35 protein-coding genes are annotated in these 20,041 nt (G+C 54.7%); all 35 read right to left on the bottom strand.

Annotation, left to right across the window (positions count from 1 at the left end; all coding sequences use genetic code 11):
* Nucleotides 1-69 precede the first annotated feature (69 nt).
* Nucleotides 70-246: a DUF1328 domain-containing protein gene (locus AGA_RS13440; RefSeq protein WP_083503569.1), complete on the bottom strand. Its 177-nt coding sequence runs from the start codon at nt 244-246 to the stop codon at nt 70-72.
* Between the two features lie 54 nt (nt 247-300).
* Nucleotides 301-534, bottom strand: coding sequence for a hypothetical protein (locus AGA_RS06570; RefSeq protein ID WP_059023555.1), 234 nt, complete (start codon nt 532-534; stop codon nt 301-303).
* Nucleotides 535-619: 85 nt separating this feature from the next.
* The gene (locus AGA_RS06565; protein ID WP_083503568.1) at nt 620-1,438 is read right to left on the bottom strand and encodes an ABC transporter ATP-binding protein; all 819 of its coding nucleotides are present in this window, start codon (nt 1,436-1,438) and stop codon (nt 620-622) included.
* Entirely contained in the window at nt 1,426-2,079 is a 654-nt protein-coding gene (locus AGA_RS06560; protein ID WP_242008485.1) for an ABC transporter permease, read from the bottom strand. The genes AGA_RS06565 and AGA_RS06560 overlap by 13 nt, the downstream gene beginning before the upstream one ends.
* A gap of 107 nt (nt 2,080-2,186) precedes the next feature.
* Nucleotides 2,187-3,227: an ABC transporter substrate-binding protein gene (locus AGA_RS06555; RefSeq protein ID WP_059023553.1), complete on the bottom strand. Its 1,041-nt coding sequence runs from the start codon at nt 3,225-3,227 to the stop codon at nt 2,187-2,189.
* Nucleotides 3,228-3,422: 195 nt separating this feature from the next.
* The gene (rplQ, locus tag AGA_RS06550) at nt 3,423-3,848 is read right to left on the bottom strand and encodes a 50S ribosomal protein L17 (RefSeq protein ID WP_025826922.1); all 426 of its coding nucleotides are present in this window, start codon (nt 3,846-3,848) and stop codon (nt 3,423-3,425) included.
* A gap of 31 nt (nt 3,849-3,879) precedes the next feature.
* On the bottom strand, nt 3,880-4,899 hold the full coding sequence (locus AGA_RS06545) for a DNA-directed RNA polymerase subunit alpha (protein ID WP_025826924.1): 1,020 nt from the start codon (nt 4,897-4,899) through the stop codon (nt 3,880-3,882).
* A 110-nt stretch (nt 4,900-5,009) separates the two neighbouring features.
* Nucleotides 5,010-5,402 carry a 30S ribosomal protein S11 gene (gene rpsK / locus AGA_RS06540; protein WP_025826926.1) on the bottom strand — a complete coding sequence of 131 codons (393 nt, stop codon included), beginning with the start codon at nt 5,400-5,402 and terminating at the stop codon, nt 5,010-5,012.
* A 63-nt stretch (nt 5,403-5,465) separates the two neighbouring features.
* Nucleotides 5,466-5,843 (bottom strand): 30S ribosomal protein S13, encoded by a 378-nt coding sequence (rpsM, locus tag AGA_RS06535; protein WP_048852995.1) that lies wholly within the window; start codon nt 5,841-5,843, stop codon nt 5,466-5,468.
* A gap of 121 nt (nt 5,844-5,964) precedes the next feature.
* Nucleotides 5,965-6,633 carry an adenylate kinase gene (locus tag AGA_RS06530; RefSeq protein ID WP_059023552.1) on the bottom strand — a complete coding sequence of 223 codons (669 nt, stop codon included), beginning with the start codon at nt 6,631-6,633 and terminating at the stop codon, nt 5,965-5,967.
* Nucleotides 6,630-7,982, bottom strand: coding sequence for a preprotein translocase subunit SecY (gene secY, locus AGA_RS06525; protein WP_059023551.1), 1,353 nt, complete (start codon nt 7,980-7,982; stop codon nt 6,630-6,632). Before secY ends, AGA_RS06530 begins: the two co-directional genes overlap by 4 nt.
* Before the next feature lie 139 nt (nt 7,983-8,121).
* Nucleotides 8,122-8,610, bottom strand: coding sequence for a 50S ribosomal protein L15 (gene rplO, locus AGA_RS06520; protein ID WP_059023550.1), 489 nt, complete (start codon nt 8,608-8,610; stop codon nt 8,122-8,124).
* Nucleotide 8,611: 1 nt separating this feature from the next.
* On the bottom strand, nt 8,612-8,797 hold the full coding sequence (gene rpmD, locus AGA_RS06515; RefSeq protein WP_059023549.1) for a 50S ribosomal protein L30: 186 nt from the start codon (nt 8,795-8,797) through the stop codon (nt 8,612-8,614).
* Nucleotides 8,790-9,365, bottom strand: a complete 576-nt coding sequence (gene rpsE, locus AGA_RS06510) for a 30S ribosomal protein S5 (RefSeq protein ID WP_048852990.1) — start codon at nt 9,363-9,365, stop codon at nt 8,790-8,792. Before rpsE ends, rpmD begins: the two co-directional genes overlap by 8 nt.
* A gap of 15 nt (nt 9,366-9,380) precedes the next feature.
* On the bottom strand, nt 9,381-9,743 hold the full coding sequence (rplR, locus tag AGA_RS06505) for a 50S ribosomal protein L18 (RefSeq protein WP_059023548.1): 363 nt from the start codon (nt 9,741-9,743) through the stop codon (nt 9,381-9,383).
* Nucleotides 9,743-10,276 (bottom strand): 50S ribosomal protein L6, encoded by a 534-nt coding sequence (rplF, locus tag AGA_RS06500; protein WP_059023547.1) that lies wholly within the window; start codon nt 10,274-10,276, stop codon nt 9,743-9,745. The genes rplR and rplF overlap by 1 nt, the downstream gene beginning before the upstream one ends.
* Nucleotides 10,277-10,286: 10 nt before the next feature.
* A complete protein-coding gene (gene rpsH / locus AGA_RS06495; protein ID WP_025826943.1) occupies nt 10,287-10,685 on the bottom strand; it encodes a 30S ribosomal protein S8 in 399 nt (132 codons plus the stop codon).
* Between the two features lie 9 nt (nt 10,686-10,694).
* Complete coding sequence (gene rpsN / locus AGA_RS06490) at nt 10,695-11,000, bottom strand: 30S ribosomal protein S14 (protein WP_059023546.1); 306 nt, start codon at nt 10,998-11,000, stop codon at nt 10,695-10,697.
* Nucleotides 11,001-11,071: 71 nt separating this feature from the next.
* Nucleotides 11,072-11,641 (bottom strand): 50S ribosomal protein L5, encoded by a 570-nt coding sequence (gene rplE, locus AGA_RS06485; protein ID WP_059023545.1) that lies wholly within the window; start codon nt 11,639-11,641, stop codon nt 11,072-11,074.
* A gap of 10 nt (nt 11,642-11,651) precedes the next feature.
* A complete protein-coding gene (gene rplX, locus AGA_RS06480) occupies nt 11,652-11,972 on the bottom strand; it encodes a 50S ribosomal protein L24 (protein ID WP_025826949.1) in 321 nt (106 codons plus the stop codon).
* A complete protein-coding gene (gene rplN, locus AGA_RS06475; RefSeq protein ID WP_025826951.1) occupies nt 11,972-12,340 on the bottom strand; it encodes a 50S ribosomal protein L14 in 369 nt (122 codons plus the stop codon). Before rplN ends, rplX begins: the two co-directional genes overlap by 1 nt.
* Before the next feature lie 18 nt (nt 12,341-12,358).
* The gene (gene rpsQ, locus AGA_RS06470) at nt 12,359-12,628 is read right to left on the bottom strand and encodes a 30S ribosomal protein S17 (protein ID WP_059023544.1); all 270 of its coding nucleotides are present in this window, start codon (nt 12,626-12,628) and stop codon (nt 12,359-12,361) included.
* Nucleotides 12,629-12,641: 13 nt separating this feature from the next.
* Nucleotides 12,642-12,878 (bottom strand): 50S ribosomal protein L29, encoded by a 237-nt coding sequence (rpmC, locus tag AGA_RS06465; protein WP_059023543.1) that lies wholly within the window; start codon nt 12,876-12,878, stop codon nt 12,642-12,644.
* A gap of 1 nt (nt 12,879) precedes the next feature.
* A complete protein-coding gene (rplP, locus tag AGA_RS06460) occupies nt 12,880-13,296 on the bottom strand; it encodes a 50S ribosomal protein L16 (RefSeq protein ID WP_048852983.1) in 417 nt (138 codons plus the stop codon).
* 17 nt (nt 13,297-13,313) lie between these two features.
* Complete coding sequence (gene rpsC, locus AGA_RS06455) at nt 13,314-13,991, bottom strand: 30S ribosomal protein S3 (RefSeq protein WP_048852982.1); 678 nt, start codon at nt 13,989-13,991, stop codon at nt 13,314-13,316.
* 3 nt (nt 13,992-13,994) lie between these two features.
* Complete coding sequence (gene rplV / locus AGA_RS06450; RefSeq protein ID WP_048852981.1) at nt 13,995-14,405, bottom strand: 50S ribosomal protein L22; 411 nt, start codon at nt 14,403-14,405, stop codon at nt 13,995-13,997.
* 8 nt (nt 14,406-14,413) lie between these two features.
* Complete coding sequence (gene rpsS / locus AGA_RS06445; protein ID WP_012812769.1) at nt 14,414-14,692, bottom strand: 30S ribosomal protein S19; 279 nt, start codon at nt 14,690-14,692, stop codon at nt 14,414-14,416.
* A 13-nt stretch (nt 14,693-14,705) separates the two neighbouring features.
* Complete coding sequence (gene rplB / locus AGA_RS06440) at nt 14,706-15,536, bottom strand: 50S ribosomal protein L2 (RefSeq protein WP_059023542.1); 831 nt, start codon at nt 15,534-15,536, stop codon at nt 14,706-14,708.
* Nucleotides 15,537-15,552: 16 nt separating this feature from the next.
* A complete protein-coding gene (locus tag AGA_RS06435; RefSeq protein ID WP_059023541.1) occupies nt 15,553-15,888 on the bottom strand; it encodes a 50S ribosomal protein L23 in 336 nt (111 codons plus the stop codon).
* Nucleotides 15,885-16,499, bottom strand: a complete 615-nt coding sequence (gene rplD / locus AGA_RS06430; protein WP_059023540.1) for a 50S ribosomal protein L4 — start codon at nt 16,497-16,499, stop codon at nt 15,885-15,887. Before rplD ends, AGA_RS06435 begins: the two co-directional genes overlap by 4 nt.
* Nucleotides 16,500-16,503: 4 nt before the next feature.
* Nucleotides 16,504-17,184, bottom strand: coding sequence for a 50S ribosomal protein L3 (gene rplC, locus AGA_RS06425; protein WP_059023539.1), 681 nt, complete (start codon nt 17,182-17,184; stop codon nt 16,504-16,506).
* A gap of 10 nt (nt 17,185-17,194) precedes the next feature.
* Nucleotides 17,195-17,503, bottom strand: a complete 309-nt coding sequence (gene rpsJ, locus AGA_RS06420) for a 30S ribosomal protein S10 (RefSeq protein ID WP_007282720.1) — start codon at nt 17,501-17,503, stop codon at nt 17,195-17,197.
* A gap of 105 nt (nt 17,504-17,608) precedes the next feature.
* Entirely contained in the window at nt 17,609-18,799 is a 1,191-nt protein-coding gene (gene tuf, locus AGA_RS06415; protein ID WP_059023538.1) for an elongation factor Tu, read from the bottom strand.
* 90 nt (nt 18,800-18,889) lie between these two features.
* Nucleotides 18,890-19,366 (bottom strand): 30S ribosomal protein S7, encoded by a 477-nt coding sequence (gene rpsG / locus AGA_RS06410; RefSeq protein WP_059023537.1) that lies wholly within the window; start codon nt 19,364-19,366, stop codon nt 18,890-18,892.
* 14 nt (nt 19,367-19,380) lie between these two features.
* Entirely contained in the window at nt 19,381-19,752 is a 372-nt protein-coding gene (gene rpsL, locus AGA_RS06405; protein ID WP_003622698.1) for a 30S ribosomal protein S12, read from the bottom strand.
* Nucleotides 19,753-20,041 lie beyond the last annotated feature (289 nt).

The following is a 20,041-nucleotide window of genomic DNA, read 5'->3' as shown; positions in this document are numbered from 1 at the left end:
CAACAAAAAACCTCCGGAGCTTTTGGCCCCGGAGGTTTTTTTATATGCCGTGTCTTGTCGTACCAGCGGTTACTTCATAACCGCACGACCGGCCAGAAGGGCCACCACCAGGAACACGACAAACAGCACAATCGCAATAAAGAACAGAATTTTAGCCATACCAGCCGAGGCAGAGGCAATTCCGCCAAAACCAAACAGCCCTGCAACAATAGACACAACCAGAAAAAACAGCGCCAGTTTCAGCATAATGAACTCCCTTGCATTTAAAATCCCGACCAGAGCCAAAAAGCCTGAAACGGGTTACGCCCTACGACGCAGAAAAATTCCAATAAGCAGACCGGCAAGCCCTGCTACGGTGACCGCAAACAACGGCTGGTCGATAACAACATCCCGCAATGCTTCGGCTGCGGCACTCCGCTGCCCCGGATTAAGGGCGTCGTAACTGGGCAGTTTACCAAACAGGCCATCGGCACCGTCCTGAAGGCTGCCAATACCGTCTTCAAGACTGTAGTCTGCCTTGATCTCATCACTCATACGAGGATGTCCTCCATACTGGATTGAGGGTTAACGCGTGTCGCACCCCTAAAGATGCATGTGTGAACGATTTTTTCGCTCAAGACTAGATTTCAGCCGAGCGCCAATACGCTTCACCACCCGGATCTGGCTCTCCTGCAATCATGGCGCGCAGGCGGGCGGCATAGGTACGGAATGCTGGGCTATCCGGGTTCCGTTCAGGCATATCCACCACAATTTCACCCGTGATCCCCGCAGGGGGGCCGCCTGCCAGCACCACAACACGTGTGGCCAACCGCAGGGCTTCCTCTATGTCATGCGTAACAAACAGAACAGTTTTGTGCGTCTGTTGCCATATGCGCTGCAATTCTTCCTGAAGGCTTGTCCGGGTAATGGGGTCCAATGCCCCAAAGGGTTCATCCATCAGCAGCAGGTCCGGGTTTACGGTCAGCGCACGCGCCACCCCTACCCGCTGCCGTTGCCCACCGGACAGACGGCGGGGCAGCCGGTCTGCCGCCTCTTCCAGCCCGACCAGTCGCAGAGCTTCCTGCGCACGGGCTTTTTTCTCATTTTTATTCAGGTGCAGGCCTTCCAGCCCGAACATGACATTCCGTAGGACCGAACGCCACGGCAGCAATCGTGCATCCTGAAACACCATGGCCCGACTGCGCCGCGTTGTATCCGCCTTACTGGCGCCAGAGGCGCAGGCACTGCCCCCAATCTGTCCTTCGGTTGGATGCATAAGTCCCATCAGCACACGCAGTAGCGTAGATTTACCTACACCGGATGGCCCCAGAAGAGCCACAAACTCCCCACGGGCAAGCGTCAGGCTAACATGCCGCAACACAAAATTGTTGCCACCATCGTGCGAAAGACCAACATCATTCAAAGACGCAACCATATCCGCCTGCATCATGGTTGCCATCTGAGAACCCATTTACGTACAAACCCAAAAAGAAAATCGGTAATGGCATACAACATGGCCATGGTCAGCATATAAACAACAACCACATCCGTTGCCAAAAGGCTTGATGCCTGCATCATCCGTGCCCCAATACCCGGCACACCGAACAGCTCCGCCGCGACAACGGACATCCATCCCTGCCCCAGCCCGGTCCGCAGGCCAGCCATAATACCGGGAGCAGAAGCGGGCAGAACAATCTTGAACAGCCGCCCCAAAAAGCTGCCATGCCCAAAGGCGGAGGCCAGTTCATACAGTTCGGGGTCCACCCCTTTTACCGCACTATGGGCTGCGTAAAAGTTGATCCAGAAAACCGATATCGCAATAACAAAGGTTGCCCCGGCCGTGCTCAGGCCGAACCAGAGGATGGCAAACGGCACCCATGCCAGACCAGGCACGGGGCGCAAAAGGCGTACAACGCCTTCCAGCAGACCATCCAGCAAGCCAAGCATACCGCACAATATGCCAAGGCCCGCCCCCAGTATGGACCCGATCAAAAGTCCCAGAAGGTAATGGTTTAGGCTATCCAGAATAGCCTGCTGCCAGAACCCGCCGCGCACCTCATCCAGCCACGCTGGACCAAGTGAGGATGGCGCCGGAACCATACCGGCAGGCAGCAACCCAGACTGGACCGCTGCCTCCCACAAACCGAAAAACAGAACCAGCCCCAGTAGCCCCAGCCCCAGACGCAAAGAACCAGACAGTTTTCTGCTCACGGTTTGGCCTGCTGCCACAGTCCCATCTCAAACAGATCCTCAACTGGCTCTGCCTTACGCAGCAAGCCGGCCGACACTTCAAAATCCTGCAACTGCCTCACGCTTTCCACAATACGCGCCGGATCACTGACAAACCGGGATGCCGAATGTTCCAATGCTGTTTTCATCACATCGTCATTCAACATACCACCACCCAGCGCCTTTTGCACAAATGGCACGGCTTCATCCGGGTGTTGGGCCAGCAGGGTTGTGGCGCGCACAAACAGGTTTGTCAGTGTGCCTACCCATGCCTTATGTTCAGCCGCATCTGGTTTAACAATTGCCAGCACTGACCCAGGTTGGTCAGGCATCATATCGTGGCCAGAAGCCAGTATCCGGGCATCGGGCAGACGGGTTTTAACAACCGTTAGAGCCGGTTCCCTCAACACCGCACCATCTACAGCACCTGCCAGAAAAGCCTGCTGTGCGGCATCAATATCGACGCCAACAATGGATGCCACCGTGTTGACCTGCTCAAAACCAAGCTGTTTTTGCAGCCAGTAGCGCAGCAATGTATCTGGCACGGAACCAGCCGGCTGTGCAGCCAAGCGCGGCAACCGCTTCTGATCCTGTTTGAAGCGCGCAAAAATCGCCTTAACCGCGTCAGGCGTAAGCCCGCTAGTATCATCGGGTTTGATGCCATCCGCCAAAGCGCCGCGCGCAATAACAGAAAGCTCTTCGATAGAAGCCGTGGCCACGACTTTGACATCCACACCATGTGCACGCGCCTGCAACAAAGGCAGAACCCCGGCCACGTAGCCATCAATCCGCCCAGAAACCAGCGCCTGAATAGCCTGAGGGCCAGATGTAAACCGCACAAGCTGGACATCCAGACCAGCCTGCTTGGCCCATCCTTCTCCATCCACCACAAACAATGCAGAAGACCCAAGAACAGGAATATAGCCAATGCGGATACTCTCAGCCGCCTGAACCGGGTTTGCTGCCCAGCCGAATGCCACGGCGGCAAGCGTGAGCATTTTTAGCAACGCACGTTTCATGATGAGATCTCTTCCGATGAAATATTTTATCAAAAATAATAGTGGATATATTCGCGTCTTTGTCAATCACTCACACACGTGCATGAAATGATTTTATTTCACGTAGATTTATCTACATATCAGTCTCAATAAAACGACATAAAAAAAGCTGGCCCCGGAAGGCCAGCTTTCTTCATTCTGCTTGAAAGCAAAAAATTAAGCAGCGAGATCCTGCTTATCTTCCACTTCCGGGCGGGGACCGCTGTCCTGCCCTTTTGCGCTCACATCGCGGTCGATCAGTTCGATCACGGCCATCTGAGCGGCATCGCCATAGCGAACGCCTGCACGCAGAACGCGGGTGTAACCGCCATTGCGTGCTTTGTAGCGTTCTGCCACAGCAGCAAACAGCTTTTTCACGATCACATCGTCACGCAGCACAGCAAAAGCCTGCCGACGTGCATGCAGATCGCCACGCTTGCCAAGGGTGATCAGCTTTTCAACAAACGGACGCAGTTCCTTCGCTTTGGGAAGCGTAGTGGTGATCTGCTCATGCTTGATGAGAGCCACAGCCATGTTGCGGAACATGGCTGCACGGTGAGAAGAGGTAACGCCGAGCTTTCTGCCGGCAATCCGGTGACGCATGGTTCAGTTCCTAGTATCGAGAAAAGTCAGATCAAAACGGCTCATCAAGCCGCTTTGCCAACTCTTCAATATTTTCCGGCGGCCAAGCCGGCACATTCATACCCAAGGACAGTCCCATGGAGGTCAGGACTTCCTTAATTTCGTTCAGGGATTTACGGCCAAAGTTCGGTGTGCGCAGCATTTCCTGCTCACTCTTCTGAACCAGATCCCCGATGTAGATGATGTTGTCGTTCTTCAGGCAGTTTGCGCTACGAACAGACAATTCAAGCTCATCCACCTTGCGCAGCAGATTACGGTTGAACGGCAGGTCATCCTCAGGCTCTTCAGCCTGCACAGGACGCGGCTCATCAAAGTTGATGAACAGCTGCAACTGATCCTGCAGAATGCGTGCGGCCAGAGCCACTGCATCTTCCGGTGTCACCGCACCATTGGTTTCGACCGTAAGCAGCAGCTTGTCGTAGTCGGTAACCTGACCAACACGGGTCGGCTCAACCTTGTAGGACACACGCTTTACAGGCGAATAAATTGCATCAACCGGGATCAGGCCGATCGGGGCATCTTCCGGACGGTTAGCCGCCGCAGGAACATAGCCTTTTCCGGTATTAACAATAAATTCCATACCCAGCTTAACGCCATCATCAAGCGTGCAGATGACCAGATCAGGGTTCATGATTTCAATGTCATGACCTGTCTGGATCTGGCTTGCGCGCACTTCGCCGGGGCCAGTGGCCGTCAGCACCATACGCTTCGGCCCTTCACCGTGCATGCGCAACGCCAGCTGCTTGATGTTCAGGACGATGTCAGTCACATCTTCCCGGACACCTGCAACAGACGAAAACTCGTGCAGAACGCCGTCAATCTGAACCGCCGTGACCGCCGCGCCTTGAAGAGAAGACAGCAGAACCCGACGCAGAGCGTTACCGAGCGTCATACCAAAACCGCGTTCCAGCGGCTCAGCCACTACGGTTGCGATACGAGCGGGCTCCACTCCGGATTCAACTTCAAGCTTTTCGGGCTTGATCAGAGATTGCCAGTTTTTCTGAAGGACCAATGGACCGGCCTTTCAATACGAAAAACCACTGCCAACGCAGCGATTTCTCTGAAGTGGACACAACAAATGGAAAAGCAGCGTGTTAACAGGCCGCTTTTCCGCTCGTAAGCTCAGACGCGGCGACGCTTGCGCGGGCGGCAGCCATTGTGCGGGACGGGTGTCATATCACGAATAGACGTGATGGTGAAACCAACGGCCTGCAGGGCACGCAGCGCGCTTTCACGCCCCGACCCAGGACCGGAAACTTCGATTTCCAGCGTTTCCATGCCGTGTTCACGGGCCTTACGACCGGCGTCTTCAGCCGCAACCTGCGCCGCATAAGGCGTAGACTTCCGCGAGCCTTTAAAGCCCTGTGCACCAGCAGAAGACCAGGAAATAGCATTCCCCTGGGCATCAGAGATGGTGATCATGGTGTTGTTGAACGTGGAGAGCACATGCGCCACGCCCGAAATAATGTTCTTACGCTCTTTTTTACGAACACGCGGTGTTGCGGCTTTCGCCATGTCTTTTCTACCTCAGTCCCTGTCCAGCCTACATATGCAGGCTGGCCGCCTTAGCGAATTGGATTAACGCGTTGCTTTCTTCTTGCCGGCAATAGCCACTGCCTTACCCTTACGGGTACGGGCATTGGTATGCGTCCGCTGACCGCGAACCGGCAGACCACGACGATGACGCAGGCCGCGGTAGCAACCAAGATCCATCAGGCGCTTAATGTTCATCGCAATTTCACGACGCAGGTCGCCTTCAACGCGATAGGTGCCATCAATCAGCTCACGGAGCTTCATGATTTCATCGTCGCTGAGTTCGTTAACCCGCTTTGCTTCCGGAATCTCTAAGGTCTTGCAGATTTCTGCCGCCTTAGATGCGCCAATTCCATAAATATACTGAAGCCCGATCACAACCCGCTTGTTTGTCGGGACATTCACGCCGGCAATACGTGCCACGCCTTATACTCCTGTTCGCCCGCTTTTACAGCGAACGGCTCATAGCCCTGTTTTGACTGGGCGGATTTCACTTGGTGGCCGCGAAATATACCGACCACCGTTACAAGTCAACGAAAACTGATCACTTCTTCGTGATCGCGCCGCTATCTTCAAGCGCTGCTTCAATTTCTGCTGTCACTTCAGCAGCCGGAAGCATGCCATTTACCTTACGCAAACGCCCCGTTTTTTCATAAAACGGTAGAATCGGTGCGGTAAGATTGCGGTATTCTTTCAAACGTTCAACAACCGTCTCACGCTTATCGTCTGCCCGGCGCTTGAACTCATGGCTCCCGCAAGCATCGCATTCACCTTCCTTGGCAGGAGGGTTGGACGCTTCATTATAGGTCTGCCCACATTTAGCGCAGGTGAAACGTCCTGAAATACGGTCGGCCAGAATTTCCTCATCCACGTCCAGAAAGAGCACAACATCAATGCTCTTCCCATCAGCAGCCAGCATAGTATCCAGTTCCTCGGCTTGCGCCAAGGTCCGTGGAAAACCATCCAGTATGAAGCCTTTCTGGCAATCGGGCTGGGCAATCCGATCTTTCAGCATGGCAATAATCAACGCATCCGGCACCAGCTTACCAGCAACCATCAGCGCTTTTGCCTGATTCCCGACATCGGACCCACGCGCAACTTCTGCGCGCAGCATATCCCCTGTGGAAATCTGCACCAGACCATGACGTTCTTCCAGAATCTTGGACTGGGTGCCTTTTCCAGCCCCAGGCGGGCCCAGAAAAATAATGTTCATCGTCTGATGATCCTCTGTTTCCTGCCGCCACGGGACTTGCGCATCAACCCCTGATACTGGTGCGCCACCAGATGAGACTGCACCTGCGTCACCGTATCAATTGTCACTGATACAATAATAATCAGACTGGTCCCGCCAAAATAAAACGGCACGTTGTAACGGCTGATCAAGATCTGCGGCAGAAGACAGACTGCAACCATGTATGCCGCCCCAATCGTCGTCAGACGCGTCAGGATCTTATCGAAATAAGAAGCTGTTGAAGCCCCCGGACGCACACCAGGGATAAACCCCCCCTGCTTACGCAGGTTGTCCGCCGTCTCTGACGGATTAAACGTCACCGCTGCGTAGAAGTACGAAAAGAAGACAATCATCAATGCATAAAAGAGCAGATACAGAGGCTGCCCCTGCCCCAGCGACTCACCCAGAAATGATAGCCATCCGGGCAAAGATTTGCCGTTCATGAACCCCGCCAGCGTGACAGGAATCAAAAGCACGGAGGATGCAAAGATAGGAGGAATGACCCCAGCCGTATTCACCTTAAGAGGCATATGCGTGGTGTCTCCACCAAACATGCGCTGCCCCATCTGACGTTTGGGGTACTGAATAACCACCCGTCGCTGAGCCTGCTCCATAAAGACAATAAACATAATTGTCAGGCCGGCCAGAACAAGGAATAGCAGGACAAAAAAGGAAGACAGCGCCCCAGTGTAGCTCAGTTGGAAAAGGCTGACCAAAGCATGTGGAAGGTTTGCAACGATCCCGGCAAAGATAATGAGAGAAATACCATTACCAACACCACGTGACGTAATCTGCTCACCAAGCCACATCAGGAACATGGTACCGCCCACCAGCGCTGTAACACACGTCACCAGAAAGAGGGGACCAGGGTTCACAACCGCAGCACCACTCTGGACATTCTCCAGCCCTATCGCGATGCCATAAGCCTGAAAAACCGCAATCAGTACCGTAAGGTAGCGCGTATACTGGTTAAGCTTCTTGCGCCCCTGCTCACCTTCCTTCTTGAGAGCCTCAAGAGAAGGCACAGCCGTAGACATCAGCTGCACAATAATAGACGCAGAGATATAGGGCATAATGTTCAACGCAAACACGGTCATGCGCCCAAGGGCGCCCCCCGAGAACATGTTGAACATTCCAAGAATGCCGCCCTGATGCTGCGCCAGAAGCTGCCCCATAACCGTAGCGTCCACACCAGGCACAGGAATATACGTTCCCAAACGGTAAACAATCAGCGCACCTAGCGTAAACCAGATCCGTTTCTTGAGTTCCGTTGCCTTAGCAAAAGAGCCTACGTTAAAATTGGCAGCCAGTTGTTCGGCCGCGGAAGCCATGCATCCGTCCTTTCACACAAACAGCGCCGCCACACAAAGTGGAGACGCTGGCATGATTGCCTGAAAAATTTCAGACAGCTTTTCTGATCTAGGCAAAGAAGAGAGAACAGGGCCTCCCACTGTTCTCTCCCCAACGCAATCAGGAGGCGCTAGCTTCCACAGGCGCTGCTACCAGCAGCTTAATGCTGCCGCCAACTTTTTCAATAGCAGCCTTAGCAGAAGCAGAAACACCAGACACTTCAAAAGAAACGCCTTTGGTCAGTTCGCCTTCACCCAGAATACGAACGCCTGCATACTTACCAGTCCCAACCAGACCAGCTTTTTTCAGCGCTTCTTCCGTAATGGTAACGCCATTTTCCAGCTTACCATCAGCCAAAGCCTGTTCTACCGCACCAAGGTTAACCGGTGCATAGACCTTGCGGAAGATATTTTTAAAGCCCCGCTTCGGCAGACGACGATAAATCGGGAGCTGACCACCTTCAAACCCGTTGAGGGAAACACCCTCACGTGCCTTCTGGCCTTTCACACCCTTACCGGACGTCTTGCCCTTACCGGAACCAATACCGCGCCCTAGCCGCTTTTTGCGGTAGCGAGCGCCTTCGTTATCACGAAGCTCGTTAAGTCTCATTTCAGTCCTCCACCTTCACCAGGTGGGCCACCTTGCGGACCATACCCCGAGTAGACGGAGTATCTTCCAGAACCTTTTCGCGCCCGATCTTATTCAGACCAAGCCCGATCAGGGTTGCCTGCTGACCTGGCTTACGTCCGTTACCGGACGCAACCTGAATCACCTTAAAGGTCTTTTTATCAGACATCTGCAGCCTCCGCACCAGCAGCCTGGTCGCGCTTGCCAAAGATTTCCGCCACTTTCTTGCCACGACGGTTCGCCACAGCGCGGGGGCTGGCACAACGGGTCAGAGCGTCGAACGTAGCCTTAACCATGTTATGCGGGTTCCGGGTTCCCAGAGACTTGGCAACAACATCGTTAATGCCAAGGCTTTCAAACACCGCACGCATTGGCCCACCAGCGATGATCCCAGTCCCGGCTTCAGCTGAGCGCAGCACAACTTTACCAGCACCAAAGTGACCAGCAACGTCATGATGCAGCGTGCGCCCTTCTTTCATGGGGACACGGATCATGCCGCGCTTGGCGCGTTCAGTTGCCTTGCGGATAGCTTCGGGAACTTCACGTGCTTTACCAGCACCGTAGCCCACACGACCTTTCTGGTCACCAACCACAACCAGAGCAGCAAACGCAAAGCGCCGACCACCCTTAACAACCTTAGCAACGCGATTGATGGTTACCAGCTTATCAACCAGTTCATCGCCTTCGCGTTCACGCTCACGGCCGCCTCGACCGCCTTCTCTTGGTTCACGAGCCATTCCGTGATCCTTTCCTCAGAAGGAGAGACCGCCCTCACGGGCCGCCTCCGCCAGGGCCTTGACGCGCCCGTGATAAAGATAAGATCCCCGGTCGAATACGACCTGAGATACGCCAGCAGCCACAGCACGCTGAGCAACCAGCTTGCCAACAGCACCTGCGCCTTCCCGCGTAGCACCGCTCTTCAGAGCTTCACGCAGTTCTTTATCGAGCGTTGATGCTGCAGCCAAGGTAACACCCTGCGCGTCATCAATCACCTGAGCATAGATGTTCTTACCAGACCGGAAAACCGACAGACGAGGACGGCCACCAGCCTTGCGGCGAAGCTGAAAACGGAGACGCGCGCGCCGCCGATTCCGCAATTCCTGCTGAGTGCTCATTATTTCTTCTTGCCTTCCTTACGGCGGATAGTTTCCGTATCGTACCGCACACCTTTGCCTTTATAGGGCTCAGGCTTACGGTAGCTACGAATATCCAGAGCCACCTGGCCAACACGCTGCTTATCAATCCCTTCCACCACAATCGCGGTCGGCCGCGGGGTAGAAATTTTGATGCCAGCCGGAATCGGATAGATAACGTCGTGAGAGAAACCAAGGTTCATAACAAGGTTAGAACCCTGCACTGCAGCACGATAACCTGTCCCGGTAATTTCCAGAGTCTTAGAAAACCCTTCGGAAACACCTTTGACCGCACAAGCGATGAGTGCGCGTGTTGTTCCCCACATCATGCGAGCCTGAGTTTCAGTACCGTTCGGCTGCACAACAACCGAGCTGTCCTTAACTTCAGCCGTAACGTGACTGGAGATCGGCAGAGAAAGCTCACCCAGCTTACCCTTGGCCTTGAAAACACCGTCCGCGATGGAAACTGTAACCCCTGCCGGCACTTCGACGGGATACTTGCCTACTCGTGACATTTATCCCTCCTCAGAATACGCGGCAAAGGACTTCACCACCAACATTGGCGGCGCGGGCCTCTACATCGGACAGAACACCACGCGGTGTGGAAAGGATAGAAACACCCAGACCAGCACAGACGCGCGGCAGTTCTTTAATTTTGGAATAGACGCGACGGCCAGGGCGAGAAACGCGCTGGATTTCACGAATAACCGGTTCACCTTCCGCATACTTCAGCTCGATGTGCAGCTGGGCAATACCCTTACGCACTTCTTCACGCTTGTAACCACGGATGTAACCTTCGCGCTGCAAAGCTTCCAGCACGTTCACACGCAGATTGGATGCCGGAGCAACACAAGAGTTGTGACGCGCACGCTGAGCGTTGCGAATGCGGGTGAGCATATCACCCAAAGGATCTGAAAGCGACATCTCGAGCCCTTACCAGCTAGCTTTCACGACTCCCGGAATCTGACCTTCAGAGGCCAGATCACGGAAAGCGATACGACACAGCTCAAACTTGCGGTAGTTACCGCGAGAACGACCTGTCAGCTTGCAACGCAGACGCACGCGCACACGAGAACCGTTGCGCGGCAGTTCTGCCAGCTTGAGAGACGCATCGAACCGATCTTCCACGGGCAGAGAACGATCCATCACGATATTCTTGAGAGCGGTACGCTTCTCATTATCCCGTGCCGCCATGCGCTTGCGTTTAGCATTACGCAGGATGGCAGATGTTTTAGCCATACAACATTACCTCCGGAACCCTTCGAAAACCTTCGACGGTTTTCCAAGATCACACAATAAAGCAGCCTGTATCATCCCAAGAAGGGAAGATCAAACGCCTTCAGCAAAGCCTTAGCTTCGGCATCCGTTTTCGCGCTGGTCACGAACACGACATCCATACCGCGGATTTCATCCACTTTGTCGTATTCAATTTCCGGGAAAACGATCTGCTCTTTCAGGCCAAGAGCAAAATTGCCCCGACCGTCAAAGCCTTTCGTCGCAGGGAGACCACGGAAGTCACGGATACGCGGCATCGCAATCGTCACAAGACGATCGAGAAATTCGTACATCCGAGCCCGACGCAGCGTAACCTTACAGCCAATCGGCAGCCCTTCGCGGATCTTAAAGCCAGCGATTGCCTTTTTAGCAACCGTCTTAACCGGCTTCTGACCTGCAATAAGGGTCATTTCCGCAACAGCTGCATCCAGCTTCTTCTGGTCACCCGCGGCTTCGCCAACGCCCATATTCAGGACGATTTTTTCAAGCCGCGGCACCTGCATTTCGTTGCTATACCCAAACTGCTCACGCAGCTTGGCACGAAGTTCACTCTCATAGCGCTGGTGAAGGCGCGGGAGGGAACGCCCTTCCTGATTCGCACTCATACCTGGCCTCTCAACCTTCAATCACTTCGCCAGTCGCCTTGGCAACGCGAACTTTTTTGCCGTTTTCAAGCACCCGGAAACCAACGCGTGTCGGTTTTTTGGAAGCAGGATCGACCAGCTTCAGGTTGGAGAGGTGGACGGCTGCCTCACGGGCAATAATCCCACCTTCTTCACCCATGCGACGAGCGCGCTGGTGACGTTTAGCAATCGCAACACCACGCACAACAGCACGATCTTCTGAAGGACGAACCTCCAGAACCTCACCCTGCACACCCTTGGAAGAGCCGGTGATGACGACAACCGTATCGCCTTTTTTAATACGGGCAGCCATTACAGCACCTCCGGCGCGAGAGAGATGATCTTCATGAACTTCTTCGCACGCAGTTCACGCACGACCGGACCAAAAATACGGGTACCGATCGGCTCCTGCTGCTTGTTGATCAGCACAGCCGCATTGCGGTCGAACCGAATGGCACTGCCATCGGGACGACGAACCGGGTAAGAGGTACGCACGATAACGGCCTGGTGAACATCGCCCTTCTTCACCTTCCCACGGGGGATGGCTTCCTTGACGGAAACGACGATCACGTCGCCGACCGAGGCAGACTTCCGCTTGGAACCGCCCAGCACCTTAATGCACTGCACCTGACGTGCACCGGAATTGTCGGCCACATCGAGGTTGGTCTCGGGATGGATCATAACCTAGAAATCCTTACGTTAGGCCGACGCAGCTGCTTCCGCGCCCACGGCTTCACCGTTGCGGGAAATCACGGTCCACGTCTTACGCCGCGAAATAGGTGCACATTCAACAATCCGCACAGAATCACCGATCTTGCAGATGTTTTCTTCATCATGCGCCGCATATTTCTTGGAACGACGGATGAACTTCTTATAAACGGGATGCATGACGCGACGATCGACAAGAACCGTTACGGTCTTGTCCATCTTGTCGCTCGTCACACGTCCGGTCAGGACGCGCCTCGGCATCGGCTACCTCTCCTCAGGCATTGGCAGCAGATGTTTTTGCACCTGCTGCATTCTTTGCGTTCTGCGCAGCAATTGTCTTGATGCGCGCAATTTCACGACGGACCGCACGGACTCGGCTCTGCGATTCTGTCTGCCCGGTGGCCTGCTGGAAACGCAAGTTGAGCTGCTCACGCTTAAGCTCAACCAGACGAGCTTCAAGCTCGTCCGGCGTTTTAGCGCGCAAATCAGCTGGCTTTACTGCCTTTACCATCTCACGCATCTCCAATTCGGGTCACAAATTTGGTCTTGATCGGCAACTTGGCGGCACCAAGAGCCAGCGCTTCACGCGCCAGTTCCGGCGGAACACCTTCGATCTCAAACAAAATACGACCAGGCTTCACACGGGCCACCCAGTATTCAGGCGATCCCTTACCGGAGCCCATACGCACTTCTGCGGGCTTTGTCGAGACCGGAATATCCGGAAAGATACGAATCCAAACTCGACCAGCGCGTTTCATGGCGCGGGTAATGGCACGACGGGATGCCTCGATCTGGCGAGCCGTAATACGTTCCGGCTGCAGAGCCTTAAGGCCGAACGTACCAAAGTTCAGTGTGGTACCGCTTTTTGCAAGACCGTGGATACGGCCTTTATGTGCTTTGCGGAATTTTGTCCGCTTAGGGGAAAGCATTATTTTTTATCCTCTCCTCAGCGCTGAGGAGCCTGTTCGGCCGCCCGGCGATCCTGTGCCAACGGATCATGAGCAAGAATTTCACCCTTGAAGATCCATACCTTCACACCGCAGGTGCCATAGGTGGTCATAGCCGTTGCCGTACCATAATCGATATCGGCCCGCAGAGTGTGCAGAGGCACACGACCTTCGCGATACCACTCAATACGTGCGATTTCGGCACCACCCAGACGACCGGAGCAGTTGATCCGGATACCTTGGGCCCCCAGACGCATAGCGGACTGCACGGCGCGCTTCATGGCACGACGGAAAGCCACACGGCGTTCCAGCTGCTGGGCAATGTTTTCTGCCACCAGCGTTGCATCGATTTCCGGCTTGCGGATTTCAACAATGTTCAACGCCACTTCGGTGCCAGCCATGCGGGTCAGCTCTTTACGCAGAGCGTCGATGTCCTGACCCTTCTTGCCGATAACCACGCCAGGACGTGCCGCATAGATCGTAACACGCGGCTTTTTGGCCGGACGTTCGATCACAACACGAGACACACCTGCCCCAGCCAGCTTGCGACGCAGGAATGCACGAAGCTTAAGGTCTTCGTGCAGCAGACGGGAATAATCTGCGTCTGCGTACCAGCGGCTGTCCCACGTGCGGTTGATACCGAGCCGCAGCCCGATCGGATTGACTTTATGCCCCATATCTCAGGCCGCCTTCTGCTCGGAAGAAGCCGCGTCAGACACAACGGCCCGTTCGGCTACAACAATCTTCAGGTGACTGAAAAACTTCTCAACACGTGCGGAACGACCACGGCCACGTGCGTGAAAACGCCGCATGACAATGGACTTGCCCACTTCGGCCGTTTTCACCACCAGCTGGTCAACATCCAGCTGGTGATTGTTTTCAGCATTAGCGATCGCGCTTTCCAGCGTTTTCTTAACCTGCTGAGCGATACGGCGCTTGGAGAATGTCAGCGTCGCAATTGCCTGAGATGCAGGTTTATTACGGATCAGGCCTGCCACAAGGTTCAACTTGCGGGGGCTAACCCGAATGTTACGCGTGATAGCTTGCGCTTCTGTTTCCGCGAGCGTGCGCGGATGCTTCGGCTTGCTCATCTGTGCTCTTAGCCCCGCTTAGACTTCTTGTCAGCACCATGCCCATGGAACGTACGGGTGGGAGAGAATTCGCCAAACTTATGGCCAACCATGTTCTCCGTCACCTGCACAGGCAGGAACTTCTGACCGTTATAAACACCGAACGTCAGACCAACGAACTGCGGAAGAATCGTTGAACGACGCGACCAGATCTTGATCACTTCATTCCGACCCGATGCGCGGGATACTTCAGCCTTGTTCAGCAGATACCCGTCGACGAACGGACCTTTCCAGACGGAACGTGCCATCTTCTATTGCCCCTTACTTGCCGGTCTTCCGACGACGGATAATCAGACCGTCCGTCCGCTTGTTGACCCGAGTTTTGTAACCTTTGGTGGGCTTGCCCCACGGCGTAACCGGATGACGACCACCAGATGTGCGGCCTTCACCACCACCATGCGGATGATCAACCGGGTTCATCACCACGCCGCGGTTATGCGGACGGCGACCCAGCCAGCGAGAGCGACCAGCCTTACCCATATGCTGGTTCATGTTGTCCGGATTGGACACGGCACCTACAGTTGCCATGCACTCACCGCGAACAACACGCAATTCACCAGACTGCAGCTTGATCTGGGCGTAGCCGGAATCCTTACCAACCAACTGAGCATACGTTCCAGCGGAACGGGCCAGCTTACCACCAGCACCCTGCTTCAGTTCGATGTTATGGATAATCGTACCCACCGGAATGGAAGCAAGCGGCATAGCATTCCCAGGCTTGATGTCCACGCGCGTGCCGGCGATGACATTGTCACCGACCTTCAGACGCTGGGGAGCAAGAATATAAGCCAGCTCACCGTCTTCGTACTTCACCAGCGCAATAAAGGCCGTGCGGTTGGGATCGTATTCAAGACGCTCCACAGTACCCAGCACGTCGAATTTACGACGCTTGAAGTCTACATAACGATAGGACTGCTTATGACCGCCACCACGAAAGCGAGAAGTAATACGGCCGTTATTGTTACGACCGCCTGACTTGCTCTTACCTTCGGTGAGCTGCTTGACCGGCTTGCCCTTCCAGAGGTCAGCACGATCAATCAGAACCGTACCACGCAGGCTCGGCGTGACAGGATTAAAGTGCTTCAGTGCCATTAGTTTCTACCCTTGGTCACGCCAGCTTCGCGGTCAGGTCGATGGACTGACCTTCTGCAAGCTGAACGAACGCCTTCTTAACGTCAGAACGCTGACCCAGACGCCCTTTAAAGCGTTTGGTTTTACCTTTCTGGACAAGGGTGTTGACGCCAACAACCTTGACCCCGAACAGCGTTTCCACCGCAACCTTGATTTCAGGCTTGCTAGCCGTCATCGCGACCTTGAAAACAACCTGATTTTTTTCAGAAAGCGCAGTCGCCTTCTCGGTGATGACAGGCGTCCGCACGATGTCGTACAGAGCCTCCCGAGAGAGACGCTCGGCTTTCTTGCGAATAGCAAGAATATTCGTCATGCCAGGCGTTCCTTCAGTCCTTCAAGGCCTGCCTGCGTAATAGCAAGCACCTCATGGTTCAGAATGTCATAAACATTCGCGCCAATGGTCGGCAGAATGTCGATCTTTGGCAGGTTACGAGCAGCGCGCACGAAATTTTCGTCCACGGATGCATCCACGATCAGGGCAGAACCCCACCCAAGCCCCTGCAGCTTCTTGGCCAGATCACTGGTCTTGGTCACGCCAGAGGCGGCATCCAGAACAACCAGCTTACCTTCGGCAGCTTTCTGCGACAGAGCGGAGATCAGGCCCAGACGACGCACCTTTTTAGGCAGGTCGTAGCCATGATCACGCACAACCGGACCATGCACCACACCACCAGTACGGTACTGGGGAGCGCGCAGGGAGCCCTGACGTGCACTACCTGTACCCTTCTGACGATACGGCTTTTTGGTCGTGCCGGACACTTCGCCCATGCCCTTGACCTTGTGCGTACCAGCGCGGCGCTTTGCCAGCTGCCAGTGCACAACGCGTGCCATTACATCCGCCCGGGGTGCTGCGCCGAAAAGTTCTTCCGGAAGCGTAGCTGAACCAACCGTGCCGTTATCAAGTGTCTTGATTTCGATTTCCATGATCTCAGGCCTCCGCCTTCACAGCTGCCGGATACGGCGCATCGCTATGGCGGGCTTTCTTGATCGCATCACGAATGAGAACGACACCATTCTTTGCTCCCGGAACGGAGCCACGAATCATGATCAGATTCTTTTCCGGATCGACCGCTGCGATTTCCAGATTCAAGGTGGTCACGCGTTCATCACCCAGATGACCAGCCATTTTCTTGTTTTTGAAGGTTTTGCCGGGATCCTGGCGGTTACCGGTCGAACCATGCGAACGATGCGAAATGGACACACCGTGCGAGGCTTCAAGACCAGCAAAATTCCAGCGCTTCATGGCGCCAGCAAACCCCTTACCCTTGCTTGTCCCCGTTACGTCAACCTTCTGGCCGACAACGAAGTGCGAAGCAGAAAGAGCAGCGCCAACTTCCAGCGTAGCATCATCTGCCACACGGAATTCACGAACCGCCTTCTTGGGTTCAACCTTCACACGGGCAAAATGGCCACGGTTGGGTTTTGTTACGTTTTTCACCTTGGCGTTGCCCATACCCAGCTGGACAGCCACGTAGCCATCACGCTCCTGAGTACGAACGTCTACCACCTGCACTTCATCAACGTGCAGAACGGTGACAGGCACATGCGTGCCGTCTTCCTTGAACAGTCGGGACATGCCCAACTTTTTTGCGATCAATCCGGTGCGCATCGTCTGGACCTTAAAGTTTGATCTCGACATCCACGCCTGCGGCGAGGTCGAGCTTCATGAGAGCGTCCACGGTCTGCGGAGTGGGCTCAACAATATCGAGCAAACGACGATGAGTCCGAATTTCGAACTGCTCGCGGCTCTTCTTGTCAACGTGAGGAGAACGGTTAACCGTAAACCGTTCGATATGCGTCGGCAGCGGGATAGGACCCCGAACCCGCGCACCCGTACGCTTCGCCGTATTCACGATCTCTTTCGTGCTGTTGTCAAGCACCCGATGATCGTACGCTTTCAGGCGAATGCGGATGTTCTGGTTGTCCATCTGTTTCTTAGTCCAACACTTTACTTGTCCGGGTTATCCCGGCCGCCAAGTAAGACCCCAGCCGAAAAACCGGCCGGGGCCACTCAGTCTTTAATCCTTTATCGATTACTCGATAATGGAGGCAACAACGCCTGCACCAACGGTACGGCCACCTTCACGAATAGCGAAGCGGAGACCTTCGTCCATGGCGATCGGAGCAATCAGCTCGACTTCCATGGCACAGTTGTCACCAGGCATAACCATTTCCGTGCCTTCCGGCAGGTGCACAACACCCGTCACGTCAGTCGTACGGAAGTAGAACTGCGGACGATAGTTGGTGAAGAACGGCGTATGACGGCCACCTTCTTCCTTCGTCAGGATGTAGGCTTCCGCTTTGAACTTCTTGTGCGGCGTGATGGAGCCGGGCTTAGCCAGAACCTGACCACGCTCAACATCTTCACGCTTCGTGCCACGAACCAGAGCACCGATGTTGTCGCCAGCTTCGCCGCGATCAAGCAGCTTGCGGAACATTTCAACGCCGGTAACGGTGGTCTTAACGGTGTCTTTCAGGCCGACGATTTCGACTTCGTCACCTACGTTAATAACACCGCGTTCGACACGACCCGTCACAACCGTACCACGACCGGAGATCGAGAACACGTCTTCGATCGGCATCAGGAACGGACGGTCAACCGGACGTTCCGGCTGCGGGATGTAGGTGTCAACCGCATCCATCAGATCTTTAACGCGGTTTTCACCGACTTCCGGATCACCATCTTCCAGAGTAACCAGAGCGGAGCCCTTGATTACCGGAATATCGTCACCAGGGAACTGGTAGGAAGAGAGAAGTTCACGAACTTCCATTTCAACCAGTTCAAGCAGTTCCGGATCGTCAACCTGATCAACCTTGTTCAGGAAGACCACCAGAGCCGGCACACCAACCTGGCGAGCAAGCAGGATGTGCTCACGGGTCTGCGGCATCGGGCCGTCAGCAGCGGACACCACGAGGATGGCGCCATCCATCTGAGCCGCACCGGTGATCATGTTCTTCACATAGTCAGCGTGTCCGGGGCAGTCGACGTGAGCATAGTGACGGTTGGCGGTTTCATATTCCACGTGAGCCGTGGAAATGGTGATGCCACGAGCGCGCTCTTCAGGAGCAGCGTCGATCATGTCGTATGCTTTGAACTCAGCACCACCAGCCTTCGCCAGGGTCTTCGTAATGGCAGCCGTCAGAGACGTCTTACCATGGTCAACGTGACCAATGGTGCCGATGTTGCAGTGCGGTTTATTCCGCTCAAATTTAGCCTTAGCCATTGTTTACTCCATGCCCCAAAAAATATCCGGGATGCAGTTGTTATAAGCGCCCCAATCCCTCGACAAGAGGGAAAGCAGAACTTTCACGGATTACCAGCGATAATGACTGAATGCCTTATTGGCTTCAGCCATACGATGCGTGTCTTCACGCTTCTTCACAGCCGCACCACGATTGTTCACGGCATCCAGAAGTTCGTTGGACAGACGATCCTGCATGGTGTTTTCACCACGCTTACGCGCCGCGTCGATGACCCAGCGGATAGCCAGAGCCTGACGACGGTCTGTACGCACTTCAACCGGAACCTGATAGGTTGCACCACCAACACGGCGGGAACGAACCTCAACAGCCGGCTTTACGTTGTCCAGAGCGTTGTGAAACAGCGCGATCGGATCAGACGCTGCACCATTGCGGCGAGCCATGGCATCGATAGCGCCATAGACAATCTTTTCCGCAGTGGACTTCTTACCGTCGAACATCAGCGCGTTCATAAAACGCGTAATGACGACATCTCCGAACTTCGGATCGGGAAGGATCTCGCGCTTAACAGCACGATGACGGCGACTCATACCTTAACTTCCTCTTATTTCGGACGCTTGGCGCCATACAGCGAACGACGCTGACGCCGCTTGGCGATACCCTGCGTATCGAGAACACCGCGAAGGATGTGGTAACGAACACCCGGCAAATCTTTCACACGACCGCCGCGGATAAGCACAACACTATGCTCCTGAAGGTTGTGACCTTCACCAGGAATATAGCTAACCACCTCATAGCCGTTCGTCAGACGCACCTTGGCAACTTTACGCAGTGCGGAGTTAGGCTTCTTCGGTGTCGTCGTATAAACGCGGGTACAAACACCGCGCTTCTGAGGGCAACCCTGCAAAGCGGGCACTTTGTTCCGCTTAACTGCAGGCTTACGCCCTTTGGCAATGAGCTGGTTGATGGTCGGCATGCGCCTTTCCCGATCCTTACACAGTTCGGCCGACGGTTGCATTTCCTGCAACTGCCGACTTTCATTAAAAAAGATCCCATCAGGTGGCAACCCGAATGGGGCTATATCGGCATCCGGCTCCACTTCCCCCCGGAAGCCAACCGCATGCTAAAACTCATACAGAGAACCTGAGTGCCCCACCCATCAGCAAAGATGAGTAAAGCTGAGGGCTGCTAACTAACGCTCCCCCCACAGGAAGTCAAGCTTTACCCTACGATTCTCTCCGCAGGTCCAGCTCATACTCATAAAA

The organism is Acetobacter ghanensis (assembly GCF_001499675.1).
Taxonomy (GTDB): domain Bacteria; phylum Pseudomonadota; class Alphaproteobacteria; order Acetobacterales; family Acetobacteraceae; genus Acetobacter; species Acetobacter ghanensis.
This window is presented reverse-complemented; position numbering and strand designations above follow the sequence as displayed.

Bases quoted from the DNA above. Each gene is read 5' to 3' on its own strand.
- AGA_RS13440 (WP_083503569.1), bottom strand. From the start codon at position 246: ATGCTGAAACTGGCGCTGTTTTTTCTGGTTGTGTCTATTGTTGCAGGG.
- AGA_RS06570 (WP_059023555.1), bottom strand. From the start codon at position 534: ATGAGTGATGAGATCAAGGCAGACTACAGTCTTGAAGACGGTATTGGC.
- AGA_RS06565 (WP_083503568.1), bottom strand. From the start codon at position 1,438: ATGGCAACCATGATGCAGGCGGATATGGTTGCGTCTTTGAATGATGTT.
- AGA_RS06560 (WP_242008485.1), bottom strand. From the start codon at position 2,079: ATGGTTCCGGCGCCATCCTCACTTGGTCCAGCGTGGCTGGATGAGGTG.
- AGA_RS06555 (WP_059023553.1), bottom strand. From the start codon at position 3,227: ATGAAACGTGCGTTGCTAAAAATGCTCACGCTTGCCGCCGTGGCATTC.
- rplQ (WP_025826922.1), bottom strand. From the start codon at position 3,848: ATGCGTCACCGGATTGCCGGCAGAAAGCTCGGCGTTACCTCTTCTCAC.
- rpsK (WP_025826926.1), bottom strand. From the start codon at position 5,402: ATGGCGAAAGCCGCAACACCGCGTGTTCGTAAAAAAGAGCGTAAGAAC.
- AGA_RS06530 (WP_059023552.1), bottom strand. From the start codon at position 6,633: ATGAACATTATTTTTCTGGGCCCGCCTGGGGCTGGAAAAGGCACCCAG.
- secY (WP_059023551.1), bottom strand. From the start codon at position 7,982: ATGGCTTCCGCGGCCGAACAACTGGCTGCCAATTTTAACGTAGGCTCT.
- rplO (WP_059023550.1), bottom strand. From the start codon at position 8,610: ATGAGACTTAACGAGCTTCGTGATAACGAAGGCGCTCGCTACCGCAAA.
- rpmD (WP_059023549.1), bottom strand. From the start codon at position 8,797: ATGTCTGATAAAAAGACCTTTAAGGTGATTCAGGTTGCGTCCGGTAAC.
- rpsE (WP_048852990.1), bottom strand. From the start codon at position 9,365: ATGGCTCGTGAACCAAGAGAAGGCGGTCGAGGCGGCCGTGAGCGTGAA.
- rplR (WP_059023548.1), bottom strand. From the start codon at position 9,743: ATGAGCACTCAGCAGGAATTGCGGAATCGGCGGCGCGCGCGTCTCCGT.
- rplF (WP_059023547.1), bottom strand. From the start codon at position 10,276: ATGTCACGAGTAGGCAAGTATCCCGTCGAAGTGCCGGCAGGGGTTACA.
- rpsH (WP_025826943.1), bottom strand. From the start codon at position 10,685: ATGTCGCTTTCAGATCCTTTGGGTGATATGCTCACCCGCATTCGCAAC.
- rpsN (WP_059023546.1), bottom strand. From the start codon at position 11,000: ATGGCTAAAACATCTGCCATCCTGCGTAATGCTAAACGCAAGCGCATG.
- rplE (WP_059023545.1), bottom strand. From the start codon at position 11,641: ATGAGTGCGAATCAGGAAGGGCGTTCCCTCCCGCGCCTTCACCAGCGC.
- rplX (WP_025826949.1), bottom strand. From the start codon at position 11,972: ATGGCTGCCCGTATTAAAAAAGGCGATACGGTTGTCGTCATCACCGGC.
- rplN (WP_025826951.1), bottom strand. From the start codon at position 12,340: ATGATCCATCCCGAGACCAACCTCGATGTGGCCGACAATTCCGGTGCA.
- rpsQ (WP_059023544.1), bottom strand. From the start codon at position 12,628: ATGCCGAGGCGCGTCCTGACCGGACGTGTGACGAGCGACAAGATGGAC.
- rpmC (WP_059023543.1), bottom strand. From the start codon at position 12,878: ATGGTAAAGGCAGTAAAGCCAGCTGATTTGCGCGCTAAAACGCCGGAC.
- rplP (WP_048852983.1), bottom strand. From the start codon at position 13,296: ATGCTTTCCCCTAAGCGGACAAAATTCCGCAAAGCACATAAAGGCCGT.
- rpsC (WP_048852982.1), bottom strand. From the start codon at position 13,991: ATGGGGCATAAAGTCAATCCGATCGGGCTGCGGCTCGGTATCAACCGC.
- rplV (WP_048852981.1), bottom strand. From the start codon at position 14,405: ATGAGCAAGCCGAAGCATCCGCGCACGCTCGCGGAAACAGAAGCGCAA.
- rpsS (WP_012812769.1), bottom strand. From the start codon at position 14,692: ATGGCACGTTCCGTCTGGAAAGGTCCGTTCGTCGACGGGTATCTGCTG.
- rplB (WP_059023542.1), bottom strand. From the start codon at position 15,536: ATGGCACTGAAGCACTTTAATCCTGTCACGCCGAGCCTGCGTGGTACG.
- AGA_RS06435 (WP_059023541.1), bottom strand. From the start codon at position 15,888: ATGACGAATATTCTTGCTATTCGCAAGAAAGCCGAGCGTCTCTCTCGG.
- rplD (WP_059023540.1), bottom strand. From the start codon at position 16,499: ATGGAAATCGAAATCAAGACACTTGATAACGGCACGGTTGGTTCAGCT.
- rplC (WP_059023539.1), bottom strand. From the start codon at position 17,184: ATGCGCACCGGATTGATCGCAAAAAAGTTGGGCATGTCCCGACTGTTC.
- rpsJ (WP_007282720.1), bottom strand. From the start codon at position 17,503: ATGGACAACCAGAACATCCGCATTCGCCTGAAAGCGTACGATCATCGG.
- tuf (WP_059023538.1), bottom strand. From the start codon at position 18,799: ATGGCTAAGGCTAAATTTGAGCGGAATAAACCGCACTGCAACATCGGC.
- rpsG (WP_059023537.1), bottom strand. From the start codon at position 19,366: ATGAGTCGCCGTCATCGTGCTGTTAAGCGCGAGATCCTTCCCGATCCG.
- rpsL (WP_003622698.1), bottom strand. From the start codon at position 19,752: ATGCCGACCATCAACCAGCTCATTGCCAAAGGGCGTAAGCCTGCAGTT.